At 44.4% G+C, this 14,608-nt stretch carries 14 protein-coding genes; 9 read left to right on the top strand and 5 right to left on the bottom strand.

Going from position 1 to position 14,608, the window contains the following annotated elements:
• Positions 1–49 precede the first annotated feature (49 nt).
• From oadA to V7O64_RS05455, 4 genes are read left to right on the top strand one after another with little or no spacing between them, the layout of a single operon-like run.
• On the top strand, positions 50–1,777 hold the full coding sequence (gene oadA / locus V7O64_RS05470) for a sodium-extruding oxaloacetate decarboxylase subunit alpha (protein WP_407357009.1): 1,728 nt from the start codon (positions 50–52) through the stop codon (positions 1,775–1,777).
• Between the two features lie 10 nt (positions 1,778–1,787).
• Entirely contained in the window at positions 1,788–3,269 is a 1,482-nt protein-coding gene (locus V7O64_RS05465; RefSeq protein ID WP_407357008.1) for an acetyl-CoA carboxylase biotin carboxylase subunit, read from the top strand.
• Between the two features lie 35 nt (positions 3,270–3,304).
• Entirely contained in the window at positions 3,305–4,312 is a 1,008-nt protein-coding gene (locus tag V7O64_RS05460; protein WP_407357007.1) for a biotin--[acetyl-CoA-carboxylase] ligase, read from the top strand.
• A 20-nt stretch (positions 4,313–4,332) separates the two neighbouring features.
• A complete protein-coding gene (locus V7O64_RS05455; protein ID WP_407357006.1) occupies positions 4,333–4,920 on the top strand; it encodes an S-layer protein domain-containing protein in 588 nt (195 codons plus the stop codon).
• A 43-nt stretch (positions 4,921–4,963) separates the two neighbouring features.
• On the opposite strand, the gene V7O64_RS05450 is transcribed toward V7O64_RS05455, so the two are convergent.
• From V7O64_RS05450 to V7O64_RS05430, 5 genes are all read right to left on the bottom strand, one after another.
• Positions 4,964–5,887: a coiled-coil protein gene (locus V7O64_RS05450; RefSeq protein WP_407357005.1), complete on the bottom strand. Its 924-nt coding sequence runs from the start codon at positions 5,885–5,887 to the stop codon at positions 4,964–4,966.
• A complete protein-coding gene (locus V7O64_RS05445) occupies positions 5,884–6,576 on the bottom strand; it encodes a hypothetical protein (protein WP_407357004.1) in 693 nt (230 codons plus the stop codon). Before V7O64_RS05445 ends, V7O64_RS05450 begins: the two co-directional genes overlap by 4 nt.
• A gap of 17 nt (positions 6,577–6,593) precedes the next feature.
• The gene (locus tag V7O64_RS05440; RefSeq protein ID WP_407357003.1) at positions 6,594–6,884 is read right to left on the bottom strand and encodes a DUF424 domain-containing protein; all 291 of its coding nucleotides are present in this window, start codon (positions 6,882–6,884) and stop codon (positions 6,594–6,596) included.
• 12 nt (positions 6,885–6,896) lie between these two features.
• Positions 6,897–8,987: a minichromosome maintenance protein MCM gene (locus V7O64_RS05435; RefSeq protein ID WP_407357002.1), complete on the bottom strand. Its 2,091-nt coding sequence runs from the start codon at positions 8,985–8,987 to the stop codon at positions 6,897–6,899.
• A gap of 80 nt (positions 8,988–9,067) precedes the next feature.
• On the bottom strand, positions 9,068–9,799 hold the full coding sequence (locus tag V7O64_RS05430; protein WP_407357270.1) for an RNA methyltransferase: 732 nt from the start codon (positions 9,797–9,799) through the stop codon (positions 9,068–9,070).
• Positions 9,800–10,073: 274 nt separating this feature from the next.
• Here V7O64_RS05430 and V7O64_RS05425 point away from each other — a divergent pair, with 274 nt between their 5' ends.
• The 5 genes from V7O64_RS05425 (at position 10,074) to V7O64_RS05405 (ending at position 14,608) form a co-directional block, all read left to right on the top strand.
• Complete coding sequence (locus V7O64_RS05425) at positions 10,074–10,871, top strand: disulfide reductase (RefSeq protein ID WP_407357269.1); 798 nt, start codon at positions 10,074–10,076, stop codon at positions 10,869–10,871.
• Position 10,872: 1 nt separating this feature from the next.
• Complete coding sequence (locus tag V7O64_RS05420; RefSeq protein ID WP_407357001.1) at positions 10,873–12,120, top strand: (Fe-S)-binding protein; 1,248 nt, start codon at positions 10,873–10,875, stop codon at positions 12,118–12,120.
• Positions 12,121–12,191: 71 nt separating this feature from the next.
• Complete coding sequence (locus tag V7O64_RS05415) at positions 12,192–12,830, top strand: DUF116 domain-containing protein (RefSeq protein ID WP_407357000.1); 639 nt, start codon at positions 12,192–12,194, stop codon at positions 12,828–12,830.
• The gene (locus V7O64_RS05410) at positions 12,823–13,443 is read left to right on the top strand and encodes a DUF116 domain-containing protein (protein WP_407356999.1); all 621 of its coding nucleotides are present in this window, start codon (positions 12,823–12,825) and stop codon (positions 13,441–13,443) included. The genes V7O64_RS05415 and V7O64_RS05410 overlap by 8 nt, the downstream gene beginning before the upstream one ends.
• A 22-nt stretch (positions 13,444–13,465) precedes the next feature.
• A complete protein-coding gene (locus tag V7O64_RS05405; RefSeq protein WP_407357268.1) occupies positions 13,466–14,608 on the top strand; it encodes a geranylgeranyl reductase family protein in 1,143 nt (380 codons plus the stop codon).

Below are 14,608 nucleotides of genomic sequence, written 5' to 3'. Positions count from 1 at the left end.
TCTATTATAATGACCCCCATACTATTATTGAAATTCCCGGAGGATTCCCATGAAAGTAAAAATAACTGAAACCATTCTTCGAGATGCGCACCAATCGCTCATTGCTACCAGAATGCGTACCCGAAACATGCTTCCGATTGTGGATAAGCTTGATGAAGTAGGATATTATTCACTAGAGATGTGGGGTGGAGCAACATTTGACAGCTCTATCAGATATCTCAATGAAGATCCGTGGGAAAGGCTGAAGGAGCTCAAAAAACACATGAAGGAGACACCTGCCCAGATGCTTCTCAGGGGACAGAACCTGGTAGGATACAGGCACTACTCCGATGATGTTGTGGAGAAGTTCGTTAAGAAGGCATATGAGAACGGGATCGATATCTTCAGGGTATTTGATGCTGTTAATGACATCCGCAACATGGAAAAGGCCATCACTGTCGCTAAAAAGGAAGGAGCTCATGTACAGGGTGCCATAGCATACACCATCAGTCCTGTTCATACGATTGAGAAATATGTCGAACTTGCGACCGGTCTTGCAGAGCTTGGATGTGACTCCATCTGTATCAAAGACATGGCCGGGCTTATATCTCCCCAGCAGTCATACGACCTTGTCAAGGCACTCAAGACTCAGGTGAACCTTCCGGTTGACCTTCACTCTCATTGCACATCAGGAATGGCACCCATGAGCTATACCGCAGCATGCAGGGCAGGTGTTGATATACTTGACACTGCACTCTCTCCATTTTCATGGGGAACATCCCAGCCACCTACAGAATCCATTGTTGCGGCACTGGCTGAAACAAAGAGGGCCACAGGACTTGACCTTGGACTTATATCTGAGATCTCAGAATATTTCAAGGAGATAAAGGAGCAATATCGCTGTATACTTGACCCTATATCAGAGCAGATAGATACGAATGTATTGCTTTACCAGATACCAGGCGGTATGCTTTCAAATCTGGTATCCCAGCTTAAGGAGCAGAATGCACTGGACAAGTTCAATGACGTACTAAAAGAAATGCCGCAGGTACGTGCGGAACTTGGATACCCTCCACTTGTCACACCTACAAGTCAGATAGTTGGTACCCAGGCAGTACTGAATGTACTGATGGGTGAAAGGTATAAGGTAATTCCAAAAGAGGTCAAGGATTATGTGCGCGGTCTTTACGGAAGGCCACCACAAAAGATAAGCGATGAGATAATCGCAAAGATAATCGGTGAAGATGAACCTATCACCTGCAGGCCGGCAGACCTTCTCCAGCCTGAATACGAGAGATTGAAAAAGGAAGCAGAAGAGATGGGTATCATCAGGAAGGAAGAGGATATCCTCACCTATATCCTATACCCGGCAATTGCTCCTGCATTCCTGAAAGGGGAACTTGAAGAAGAGGATCTTTCATCAATGATCCGGAACAAGAATCCATGTGCTGCAGCAGACTTCTCCGGCATACCTACCGAATACAAGGTTGAGGTTGATGGTGAGATCTTCACTGTGAAAGTGAACCCGGTAGGTGGGACTGTGAAAGTCATAGAGGCTGACGAAAAGCTCAGTGCAGGATCCGTGCCAGGCGCTGTTACAAGTCACATGCAGGGAATGGTGCTTTCTGTAAAGGTGAAGATAGGCGATTGCATTGAAGAGGGTGATGCTGTCTGTGTTATCGAGGCCATGAAGATGGAAAATGCTATCCATGCACCACATGGCGGAACCGTCAAGGCGATCATGATAACAGAGGGCGATGCTGTAAAATCCGGCGATGTCCTGATGAGTATAGAGTAGGTGGGCAGCCATGTTCAAGAAAGTACTTGTAGCCAACAGGGGTGAGATAGCCATCCGTGCAATGCGTGCATGTCGCGAACTGGGTGTCCAGACAGTAGCGGTGTACTCGGAAGCTGACAAGAATGCCCTTTTTGCAAAATACGCAGATGAAGCCTATCATATAGGTCCTGCTCCTTCAAGCCAGAGTTATCTGAATGGCGATAAAATAATAGAAGTTGCACTTGAAAGCGGGGCAGAGGGGATTCATCCGGGATACGGATTCCTTTCAGAGAACAGCAAGTTCGCCCGCAAGTGCGAAGAGGCGGGCATTACATTCATCGGACCTTCAAGCAGGGCAATAGAGCAGATGGGAAGTAAGATAGCTGCCAGGAATACTATGGTAAAAGCAGGAGTTCCTGTGGTTCCCGGGACCAATGAAGCCATTTCAGACCCTGAAAAAGCGGCTGACATTGCAGATGGCATAGGATATCCTGTAATAATCAAGGCATCTGCCGGTGGCGGTGGTATAGGTATGAAGATAGTGCATTCCAGGAAGGATTTCACCAATGCACTCCATTCCATACAGTCGGTCGCAGAATCTGCTTTTGGTGATCCTACCGTCTTTATCGAAAAGTATGTGGAAGAACCAAGGCATATTGAATTCCAGATACTTGCCGATAAGTACGGTGATGCAGTATATGTCATGGAGAGGGAATGCTCCATACAGCGCAGGCACCAGAAACTGATAGAGGAGGCACCTTCTCCTGTGATGACCCCGGAACTTCGTAAACAGATGGGTGAGACTGCCGTTAAGGCTGCAAAGGCCATCGGGTACGAGAATGCAGGAACTGTGGAATTCCTGTATTCCAAGGGAGAGTTCTATTTCCTTGAGGTCAACACCAGGTTGCAGGTAGAGCACACTATCAGTGAGATGATCACGGGTATAGACCTGGCAAAACAACAGTTGCATATTGCATGTGGTGAAAGGTTGCCATTCAGGCAGGAAGATATAAACATCCGGGGTTGGGCAATAGAATGTCGTCTCAATGCCGAGGACCCTCTTAACGACTTTGCACCGTGCCCTGGCAAGATCAAAAGATATCGTTCTGCAGGAGGACCGGGTATAAGGGTTGACAGTGGGGTTCACATGGGATATACAATTTCACCTTACTATGATTCCATGATCTCAAAACTATGTGCATGGGGCAGTGACAGGAATGAGGCCATTGACAGGATGCAGCGTGCACTTTACGAGTATGTTGTCATTGGGGTTACAACCAATATCCCTTTCCATAAAGCGGTTCTCAAGCATCCCGCCTTCAGGGAAGGGAAACTTACGACCCATTTCATAGATGACTATAATATAATAGAAGAAGTAAAGAAAGTTGTCCAGGAGGACTCCGCCAGAGGTGCTACACTGGCATCAGCACTTGATAACAAGGATCACAAGATAGCTGCTGTTACGGCTGCTGTGGGTTCTTATGTTAATGCAGCCACAAAACAGACAAAGTAATAAACCTTTGGCAACAATATATGTTATGTGGGTATATGTCAGATACCAAACATTCGTATGGTGGAATGCCTGTGAATGACAACAAAAAAGAGATTATAAGATTGCTAAGACAATTTGAAGGAGAGCCTGTCTCGGGCCAGGAAATTGGGGAAAAGCTTGGCATAACAAGGGCAATGGTCTGGAAGTATGTAAAATCCCTCCGAAAGGAGGGATATGATATCCGCTCCTCGCCAAAGACCGGATATATTCTTGATGCATGCCCGGACAGGATAGAGCCAGATGAATTAAGAGAGCTTTTGAAGACAACTCTTATAGGTACTGATATAAGGTACTATGCTGAGCTTGAATCAACTAATAGTACTGCCAGGGAAATAGCATCCAGGGCTTCTGAAGGAACTGTAATTATCGCAGAAACACAGAAAAAAGGCCGTGGTAGAATGGGTACTGAATGGCAATCGATGCCTGGAGGCATCTGGCTGTCTCTTATACTAAAACCTTCCATGCCTCTTGAGTATATATCAAAGATAACACTGGTAGCAGGCATCGCCGTGGCGAATGCTTTGAGGGCTATTGGTGTTGATGCACATATCAAGTGGCCTAATGATGTCCTGGTCAGGGGAAAGAAGATATGTGGCATACTTACAGAGGTCAATGCCGAGGTTGAAAAAGTTGACTATGTGATCCTTGGAATTGGTATAAATGCTAACGTCAGGCTTTCAGACCTTAAGGAAGAGATTAGGAAAAATTCCACAAGTATTGCCAATGAACTGGGAAAAGTGATTGATAGAACTGCTTTTGTTGCAATGTTTCTCTATGAGCTTGAACAGCAATACATAAGGTTTGAAACCAGGCAATTTACAGACATAGTTGATGAATGGATCAATCTGTCTGACACAATAGGAAAAGACGTTAAGGTCACAACACCAAGCAGGATTATCGAAGGCAAAGCAGTAGGAGTCACTGAAAAAGGTGCACTTGTGGTTCTTGACAGGAACGGAAAAAAACAGGAAATAATTGCAGGGAATTGTCGATACAGTGACTGAGCTCATGAAGTGATGTTTTTATGATCCAAGTGAAGGGAATCTGCAATTCCATCATACTTATCCTTCTTCTTTTTTCACTGGCATCTCCTGTATGTGCCGAAGCATTACTGATAAAAGAGAATGCAGCACCGTTAATTGCAAATGAGCAAAAACAGATTTTGCTTGTAAATGGAACCGGGATCTTTCTGACTACAGGTGATTCATGGAACTTCTATCAGGGCTATGTTCTTACGGCAAGAAGTGTCAACCTTGAACAAAAACAGGTATGGGTCCGACTGCTTCATGAAAATGAACTACTAAAGGAAGCAATACTGTCTGAAGGTGACATTTTTATCTACTCCGGGAGCAATGCAGAAGACCATGAAATACTGAATATAACTGTGGACACGATATACACAAGTCCTGAAGGAGAGCTTATTACTTTCAGGCCGGTGTACCAGTATCAGGATCAAGACCTTCCTATGCCTGTAATTCCGGATGATGATGAAAATGCAGAACCGGATAATGGGGGTCAATTACCCGGGGATGATGTTGCCCGGGAAACAGTCGGTTTCACCATAATCGAGACGTTTGCCTGTGTATTAGCTGTGATGTTATACAGGCGATAACGCCTTAAGAGATTCTGAAGTGATAAAAGGGGGATTAAAGGGATCAGAATTTCAGATCTCCTTTCTCCATCAATACCTTAAGGTCTTCAAGGCTTAGCCTACCGCTCTTCTCCAGCTTCTCTTTGGCAACAACAAGATGTTCTTCCTGTTTCTTGCCGTCCTTTTCGATCTGGATGTCATTGAGTTTTTCAAGATATATTCCAAGCTCGTCTCTTAACAGGGCTATCTTCTTCTTCAGAGGATCTATCTTTTCCCTTATAGGTGCTGTTATGGAATACTTTTCAGATATCTGTGCATGTGCGGTATCGGCTGCTTTTCTCAACTCATCGGCCTGATTATATAGATCGATCATTTCAAGGTGGTGTTTCTGTGAGTCTTCAGCCAGTTTGCTGATCTCATCCCCAAAGTCTTCCCTTGATTCGAAAACCTCTTTTGATGCTTCATAGGTTTCCATCAGTTTCTGGTGGATCTCATTTGCATCGAATGCTGCACCAAGCCGTTCCTTTAGATCAAGTAATCTTCCAAAAAGATCTGTTTCATGCTTTAGAGGGATGTCAGCATTCAGGAAAAGATCAAGATCTGCAGCATAGGCCTTTGATAAGGTTTCAACACTTCCTTTTGATAATTTATTAAGATCGTCTCTTTTTGTTTTAAGTTCGCTGATATTATCTGAGAACAAGCGTGTCTTTTCATTTGCTTCGTTCCTGGAAGACTTAAGCGAGGCTATCCTTGCATTTATGGAATCACGCCTGGATCTGGAATCCTTTGCCTTTGCCATAAGTTCCTTGACCTGAGAATTCAGGCTGTCACGCTTCTCTTTTAACTCGTCTGTGTTGGTACGATGCAACTTGAGTTCCCTGTATATGGCCTTGAGTTCGCGCTCATGGTGACCTATCTGAGCCCGCAGGTCATTGACCTTGTTCTTCAGGTCCTTCTCACTCATTGATGAAACATCTATATCTGTCATGCTTTAACCTCGTTGGCATCATCCGCATGCTCGACATCTGCAAGAGGCCCATTCTCCCAGTACTGTAATGCCTCCGTGTGGCTTTGTATCCTGTTCTCCAGCCATTTATGTCTTGGTGCTATTTCATTTATCTCCTCTTCAAAGGAAGCTATTCTGTTATTATAGGCTTCCTCTGAACTATCAATGGAATCTAGCACTGTTCTGGAATTGAGTGCTTCATTTATCCTTTCTTTTAAAGCATCAAGGCGATCCTCAATTCCCGGGGTTTTGGAACCCAGGGCAGAGATATCAGTCAGAATAGAATTAACCTGTTTTTGCTCTTCTTCAAGCGGCAGTGCTCCTTTCACTTTTGAAAGCCGTTCTTTGATAAAGGATACACTCCTGGAAAGGTCATTGTTATCGGAAGCAGCGTCTTTCAATTCATCCAGCAGTTTTTCTGCCTGGTGATAGAACAATTGTCTTTTTTCAGCCAGTATCTCTATTTTTTCCAGGATATCCGCCCTATTCTTTTTCGAGGATTCGATGTTGTCCTGAAGTTCTCTCATTTTGCCTGCAAGTTCATTGAATTCGGAATTATACCCATCCAGGAACCTTTTATGCTTTCTCACAACCCCTTCAATAAGCTCTTTTCTATCAAAGGTTTTTAGCGCATCGTTCTCAGCGCCCGAAACTGTCATTTCGTTATTCATAATTAAACCTCGTAGCATTATATCCTGAATATCTGGGCATGTGCTACTTTATCTATTATCTTTACGTTCACCTTATCTACAATTCCACATTTGACAGCACATGAAACTGCCTTTTCACCAAATATATTGACATTGGGAGCTTTGGAGATTATCTCAATGGCTTCTTGCTCTGATATGATATCCCCTTTGTAGAATTCTTCTGTTATTGTTACAGTAATATTGCCTTCTTTAAGTGTCTTTCCTATCAATTCCCTGTCACAGAGGGCAACGATGGTGCCAGTACCTGATTTGTGGATCTTGAGATACATACGATCACTTCTTCAAACTACTTTTACGTGTTCCTTGTCGGGTTTTATAAGATCACCGGAGCGCCGCATCTTGGATATCAGCTCTTCTGCATGCTGCCTGTCTATCTGCTGGTTCTGGGCTTCGGAGTAGACCTCTTCAAGAGGTGCTTTGCCACCGGGATGTTTTTCCCCCACCATTTTAATTATCTCTTTGATTACCTTTATCTTGTCCCGCTGGCTCTTACTTGTGCCTGAAGCTATGACATCAACATCGAATGCCCCTGTGTCAGGGTCAACTCCGACCTGCCTCAAACAGGAATAAACGATCCGTGTGGTTCTTTTGGCATCCTCCATTGTTGCAACGTTGCTAAGTCTCAGACGTGCACTTGCTTCTGCAAGTCTTACAAGGGCCTCGAGCTGGCGGGCAGTTACGGGCACAGGGGCATCCTTTCCATCCCCCATTCTTCTAAGGTCCATGTAGAATTTAACAAGGTGCTCACGTGCCTCGTCCTCCATCACAGGGAACACGTTCCTTCTGGAATAGGCAACATACTTCCTTAACAGATCGGCCTCTATCAAAGGCTTGATCACCTCCATATGATCATCCACCTGTTCCTGGGTAATGGTACTTGACGGCAGGTTCTTACGCTGTTCTGAAAGTTCACCTGCATAATGGGATTTAAGGATGTGTTTTGCAATCCTGGAGTCCATATCCTCATTAGGGGTGTCCAGGAGGACGAATATCATATCGAATCTTGAGATCAGGGCGGGTGGCATGTTTATCTGCTGGGCTATGCCCTCATACCGGTCAAACCGGCCATATTTAGGATTGGCAGCACCAAGCAGGGCGCATCGGGATTTTAGTGTGGCGATGATACCAGCCTTTGCGACACTTATGGTCTGTTGTTCCATTGCCTCGTGGAGTGCACTTTTGTCTTCTGTGCTCATTTTATCCATTTCGTCCACTGCGGCAATACCCATATCCGCCATGACAAGGGCACCAGCTTCAAGTGTCCACCGGCCATCCCCCAGGTCATCACGCACTGCTGCAGCAGTAAGGCCACTTGAAGAAGCACTTTTTCCAGAGGCGAACACTCCCCTTGGTGAGAGCTTTACCATGTAACGGAGCATCTGACTTTTTGCAACACCAGGGTCACCCACAAATAGCATGTGTATGTCACCGCGCACCCTTGACCCATCCGGCAGGTGTTTGGCAACTCCCGAGAACAATTGAAGTGAAAGCGCTTCCTTCACGTCGTCATATCCATATATGGAAGGAGCAATGGAGCCTATTACTTTTTTATATATCTGCGGGTCACGACTCATGGCCAGTATCTCTTCTTCCTCTTCGGGGCTTATCTCAAGCTCATCGAACTCCTGATCCATATATTCAATGGAATTTGCATGCACCACCAGGTCATAGAAAGGGGACTTGCCTTCCCGTGTGGTCCTTTGGTGTGAACGCAGGACTCCGTTTATGATGACGCGATCTCCAGGTTTCACAATACCTGCCAGGTCGTCCTCTGCATCAACATCAAGGCTCTGGGGTTGCGCACCTCCCTTTAGGTTCTCCGGTGATTCCTGTACCTGGAGCTTCTGGGCATCAACGAAAACAGACTGGTTGACCAGTATTTTAAAAGGTCCCTTCCTGCCACACGTCTCGTTCTCACATTCATGTGGCTCTGCGAATTTGACATCGTTCTGTGGGACCATTGTAACATGTTCACAGCGCATGCACTGGAAAGCAGCGTTGATGACCTTTGGACGTACTTCCGTTGCCTTGCGTATCATGCCCTCAATGGCAACGAACTGTAAAAGGTGTTTACTACGAAGGTCCCTGTTTGGTATCTTATTTGGTATCCTTACAAAGCGGACCTTTGCATCATCAAGGGTCTTTTCCACAGGGAGGTCTATCTGCTGGAGTGCATTGTCTGCACTGGGGAGTACCTCATCCGGGTTTAAGAGAAGTTCACTTGCAAGTTCCCTGTTAAATATATCAAGGTCTGAGAAATCGACTACCAGACTACGCTGATCAGGATAGTTGTTCGCAAGTTGCAGAATATTATCCCAATAATATTTCTTAAGGAACACTACTAATTTCTCGTTCCACTTACCTTCAGTCATTTTTACACAAACAATTAGTTAAAAATCATTTAAGGAATCCAACATAGGCTTCAAAAGATATGAACATTTCGAAACGTATCTCAGGCATGGTCATCAATCTGGCCATTATCCTGCTTTCCTTCTCTGATATAGTGCCTCTGGGCACGGTTTAGTATGCCATGCAGTGTGTGTACTTCCCTGGAAAGCAGGCAAGTCCTGCCAAATATCCTTTTGAGCATCAACTTTGTCTTTTCTTTTTTATGTTCGGGATACCCGATATCATCAAGAAGTTCTGCAAGATGTTCGTAAAATATTCTCATATCCTGGGCATCTGCCAGAGGTGCGTCTCCTCCTGTAAGGTCACTGAACTCGTAAAGGATAACAGCTACTGCGTGAGAAAGGTTCATTACCGGATATATCTCTGATGTCGGGATTGTCATTATCATGTCACATTTTTTCAGTTCCTCTTTTGTGAAGCCATTGTCCTCACGCCCAAACAGAATTGCCACTTTGCCATCCAGATCACTGAGGCGCTCTTTTACTTCTGCAGGGGAATAACCAGGAACACGCAGGTGAAAATCATACCTGGTTCCGGCTATACCGGTGGTTCCTATAACTATGCTGCGATCATCAATGGCCTCTTCAAGGGTTGAAACTATCTTTGCATTTTCAAGTATGTCCCTTGCATGTGAGGACATTGCTCTTGCCTCTCCCCCAAGCCTGCAGGGATTCACAAGTACAAGATCTGAAAAATCAAAATTCTTCATTGCCCTTGCAACAGAGCCGACATTACCCTGATACAGGGGCTCAACCAGTACTATCCTCAGATCCATATGCGCTATACGACCTATCTTTTCCTGTGGTATTTGCACTACTTTGATGTAACCGCATATAAGTTTAATTATCTCAAGTTTAATTATCTCTACATGTCCTGCTGGGTTGTGGGTGAAACATTATGGCTACTGATAGAGTTTCCTTGATGAAAACGTTTAAATATAATAGAAACTACAATCATGCAAACCAAACCGGTTACTTATAAGTAAAAAAGATCTCAGTTCTTGTAGTAATTATAAGCTTATATTGATATCAGGAGAAAATCAAATGGCTATGGAGTATTTTTCAGGTCTGCCTATAAATGGCGAAATATTAAAGATTACATTTGTACAGGTAATGATCTTGGCAAACCTGGCTATAGGTATCTTTTTAATAGGAATGTATATGAACTTAAAGAAGTGGGGTATGGGCTCCACTGGCTATGGTCAGCCCCCTTCTAAAAGTATTTTGGCATTTCCGAAGATGCTTATGTACCAGATGAATGAACATGCACATGTTCATAACCAGTCGGTGCTTGAAACGTTTGTTCTTGACATAATCTTCCAGAGAAGGATATTAAGAAGGAGTCCTCTCAGATGGTTCATGCATTTCACAATTTTTGTGGGCTGGATGACCTTGTTTGTATTTTCCCTTCTGATGTTCCTTGTAGAAATGATACACATGGCCGGAGATAAAATAGGTTTTCACTCATTGCCGGATTTCATGAACCCGGAGATTTTCAGAGAACTGCTCTCTGTGCCCAATGACATCTTCAGTTATATACTGCTTACAGGCATCATTATTGCTATCTACAGGAGACTGTTCGTTGCAAAGGTCAGGGAAGCCACTATAGCATATGACTCCGTTCTCCTTGCAGGACTCACCTTCATCGTAATTACAGGGTTCGTTGCAGATGGTATCAGGACAGGCAGGTTCTGGGGATTCGGTTTGCCTTTTGAATGGGCACCACCTGCAGCACTCTTCCACGTAATCGTCTCACTGCTGTTCTGTATCGCATACATCCCGTTCAGTAAATACATACACATGATAGCAATACCTCTTGCACTCCTTGCAAACAAAGGAGGAGAATAAAATGGCAAAACGTGAACCGTCTATTAATACGGAGAATTTTACAGCGGTCCAGTTAATGGAGCTTGATTCATGCAGTCGCTGCGGCGAATGTGTTGACTGGTGTCCCACATACGATGCATCGGGCAGAGATCCGGGACTTGCACCAAGGGATAAGATCCTCAGGTGGAGAGAATACATAAACAAGTCCTATGGTCTTCGCGCAAAGCTCTTTGGACCAAAAGCAATACCTGAAGAAGAGATCGAGCAGTTCAAGAATGATGTGTACGGCTGTACTACCTGTGGTATGTGTGCAACGGTTTGTGAATCTGCCATCAACACCGTAGAACTCTGGGAATCCATGCGTGCAAACCTTGTAAAACGCGGGAATGGTCCTTTCGGTAAGCAGGGCGCTTTCCTCAAACTCATAGGTGAGTACAAGAACCCTTATATGGCAGATAATAAGGACAGGACCAACTGGTTCCCTGATGATGTAAAGATCGAAGACAAGGCAGAAGTACTCTACTTTGGAGGATGTACCGCCGAACTCAGGCAGAGAAAGCTTGCGCTTGCAACTGCACGCGTACTCAACAAGCTCGGTATCAAGTTCACAATGCTTGGTGAGGATGAGATCTGCTGCGGATCTGCACTTATCAGGACAGGCCAGTATTTCATAAACGATACTGCAAAGGTCAATGCACAGAAGAACATCGATAATATCAAGGCAAAAGGCGCAAAGATAGTGCTCTATGCATGTGCAGGATGTTACAGGGCATCGCTTGTAGACTGGCCAAGGCTCACAGGACAGGAGCTCCCATTCAAGGTAGTTCACATTACACAATTCCTCCAGGAACTCATAGAGAAAGGTGAGATCAAATGGGAAAAATCAATTGATAAGAAGGTCACATACCATGACCCATGCCACCTTGGTCGCCACGTAGGCGTATTTGAACCTCCAAGAGCTGTCCTTGAGGCAATCCCCGGGGTAGAGTTCATAGAAATGGAAAGGATAGAAGAGAACCAGCGCTGCTGTGGTGCTGGCGGTGGTGTGAAAGCAGGAATTCCTGATCTTGCGCTGGGTGTTGCATCAACAAGAGTGGAAGATGCGCTTGCAACAAATGCTGATATCCTTTCAAGTGCCTGTCCTTTCTGTAAGAGGAACCTCAGTGACGGAAGGGATGCGATCGGTGCAAAGGAACTTGATGTAGAGGATGTCATTGTTCTGGTTGCAGAAGCAATGGGTGTCGATCTTAGTGACACACCTGCAGAGTGATCAATTCACTCTTTAATTTCTTTTTTGTCAGGGTAAATTGAATATACTTATTAGTACTATCTATTCCTCTCATGCAGATTCCCTATGAACTTCTTGGTAAGGTCTTTGTCGTATTTGCAATAGCTGCGCTAATAGTAGTTGGACTGGCCTTATTGCTTGGTGCATACAGTTTTAAGAAACAGAGGATATTGTTCCCCAATTTCATCCTGTTCATCCTTTACATCTTCTACGGTCCTGCAAAATGGATATGCAGGGTATTTGGTATCAAAGATATGATAGTCGATGAGATCCTTGTCGAGGTCCGCAACGCAGTGATGCTTGAACGGTTCAGGGAAATTAAGAATGGAAGGGTCATCTTCCTGCCACAATGCCTGAGACATCCTAACTGCAAGGCCCGCTGTGATCCGGTAATAGGATATGAATGTAAAAGATGCGGACTATGCGATATAGGAACGATCTGCAAAGCTGCAGAAGAGAGGGGTTTTGAGGTTTATGTCATTCCCGGGGGGAGTTTTGTTAAGAAGATCATCAAAGCTCACAGTCCCGAAAGTTGTATCGGGGTGGCATGCTATCCGGAACTTTCAGAGTCGATGCAGGGTGCATCACCATTTATGATAGTACAGGGGGTCTCACTTTTACAGGACGGCTGCTATAACACGAAAGTGGATGTGGATGAGGTCATCCGTAAAATGGAGGAGTGCGATGTATAGGATAATCGGAGAACTGATCACTCTCATCTTTGTACTTTCCTTCCTCCTTGCGCTCATTGCACTTGCTGCAAGCCGCATAAGTCTTAATCGTCAGGTGTGGCTTTCCGGATTCTTTGCAGGTGTTCTGGACTTTTTCTACATGCCTTTGAAGTATTTCTTTTTCAAGTTCTCAGACCCGCGAATACTCGATAAATGGATGGTATCACTTAAGAACACCGCAAACAGGAACGCTTTCAGAAAAGCCAGGAAACGCATGATCATAGCTCCTCATTGTATGCGTTCAATGGAGTGCCCGGCATCATCCACCAGAACGGGTATACAATGTGTTTCCTGTGGCAAATGCATTTTCACAAGGCTCAGGGAAGATGCCCCTAAATATGGGTATGACCTCTACATTGTAACAGGTTCTTCATTCGTAAAACATGTAATACAAGAAAGGTATTACGATGCAGCCTTGCTGATAGCCTGTGACTATGAACTTAACAAGGTTATGATGGGGCTCAAAGGCAAAAGGTTAGTGACCTATGGTATCCCAATGCTCAATGACGGATGTTTTAACACGGAAGTTGATTACGGGAAGGTTGTTGAGACGCTGGAAATGCTCTCGGATTGAAAGTTTGCAGGTGTGATTGAAGATGTATGACCTTATAATCATCGGAGGCGGACCTTCCGGTTCGTCTGCCGGAAGGGTTGCGGGAAAAAATGGAATAAAAACACTTCTTATCGAGAAGAAGACGTTTCCCAGGTATAAGCCGTGCGGGGGAGCTTTGTCCGAACATGCAATGTCCTATCTTGATTTTGAAATACCTGATGATATTATAGAGAAAAACATCTTTGGTGGAAGAGTTCGTTTCAGGGAAAAAAGCATAGATTACTATAAGGACCACAGGCTTTCTGTTATAGTAACAAGAAGCCTATTTGACAATTATATGCTTGAAAAAGCAAAGGAAGCGGGTATTGATGTTCTTTCAGGGGAAAAAGTAAAGGATGTTTTTCAGCATGAAGGTCATGTTTCTGTGATCACTGAGTGCAACTCCTACAAAGCAAGGTATGTAATAATTGCGTCCGGTTCACAGGGAAGACTTGAAACCCATGTTAGGGGAAAGTACGGCAAGAAAGAGTACGGAGTTTGCCTTGTTACTGAAATAGAAGAGAGGGACGATGTAATAGACAACTATATAAAAGATGCTATCGAGCTCCATTTTGGAGTATCCGGTGTCGGATATGGATGGATATTTCCTCACAGGGGGTACTATTCAGTAGGTGCCGGAAGTGTGATGGCAAAACATCTTCCATTTCCTAAAAAAGCAATGCAGGAATATCTAAAGCTTAATGGGTTCACAGAAAGATACAAGCTAAAAGGTCATGTCATACCATGTGGAGGTTACAAAAGAAAACTGGTAAAGGGCAGACTACTATTGAGTGGGGATGCGGCGGGCTTTGTTGATGCCTTTACAGGTGAGGGGCTGGCCTATGCTATCAGGTCAGGGCAACTTGCAGCCCAAACCATCAAAGGAAATATGGAATCAAGAGCAAATATCCGGCAACTTGGAGATTATGAAAAAAAATGCTACTCTGAATTCGGTGAACACCTCAAATATTCGCTTATCTTTGCAAGGTTAATGCACTATGCCCCTGAAAGATCCTTCAATGCCTTCATGAAAGATGAAGGGATGCTGAATATGTTCCTTGATGTTGTAACCTTTGATAGGTCATATAAGGACCTTGTCAAATGGATAATCCTTAACTTTAAGATCAGGTGGCTGAAAAAAGAATAA

The sequence above is a fragment of the Methanolobus sp. WCC5 genome, assembly GCF_045690325.1.
Taxonomy (GTDB): domain Archaea; phylum Halobacteriota; class Methanosarcinia; order Methanosarcinales; family Methanosarcinaceae; genus Methanolobus.
Note: the sequence above shows the minus strand (reverse complement) of the source record. Positions and strands in the feature narration are given on the sequence as shown.